This window comes from Mycobacterium sp. E2479 (assembly GCF_001667925.1).
In the GTDB taxonomy this organism is placed as follows: domain Bacteria; phylum Actinomycetota; class Actinomycetes; order Mycobacteriales; family Mycobacteriaceae; genus Mycobacterium.
The window spans coordinates 1-609 of record NZ_LZJR01000118.1; the positions used below are offsets into that span (position 1 = coordinate 1).

Consider the following 609-nt stretch of genomic DNA (forward strand, 5'->3'; position numbering starts at 1 on the left):
GTCTGCTCGCCATCGGCGCCCACCGGCCGGCCCAATTGCGACGGGGTGATGGTCATGGCGCCCTGCGGGTCCGTCGGTCACGCACCGCGCACCTCCGCGCCGTCAAGAAAATTGATCGTCCGATTATATTCGATGAGTCGGCACCATCGGCCGACGGACCCGCAGGGCGCCATGACCATCACCCCGTCGCAATTGGGCCGGCCGGTGGGCGCCGATGGCGAGCAGACCCGGGCACGAATCGTCACCGCGGCGATGCGCTGTGTGGCCGAGGCGGGCTATACCCGGGCGACGATTCGCGAGATCGCCCGGGCCGCCGACATGACCAGCGGCAGCCTGTATCACTACTTTGCGAACAAGTCCGAATTGCTCGAGGCCACCGTCAGCGAGATGGACCGCATCGCACGTCCCCGGCTGCGGGCTGCCGCCGCGCAAACCGACAATGTCGTCGATCGCCTCGCTGCGGTATTCGACGAGTCCAGCCGGTTGATGCGGGACTATCCGGGCCTGGCGGCCTTCGAGCGGGCTATGCGGGTGGCCGGCCACGAGCACCGCGGTGGCAGGCGGTCGAAGCGCCCCGGATTGAAGGCGTTGCGCGACATCATCACCGAG

General features: G+C 68.1%; 1 protein-coding gene. It reads left to right on the forward strand.

The window, feature by feature from the left end; genetic code table 11:
- Positions 1-132: 132 nt before the first annotated feature.
- The coding region (locus tag A5686_RS17490; protein ID WP_369829719.1) for a TetR/AcrR family transcriptional regulator at positions 133-609 on the forward strand (477 nt) is incomplete at its 3' end.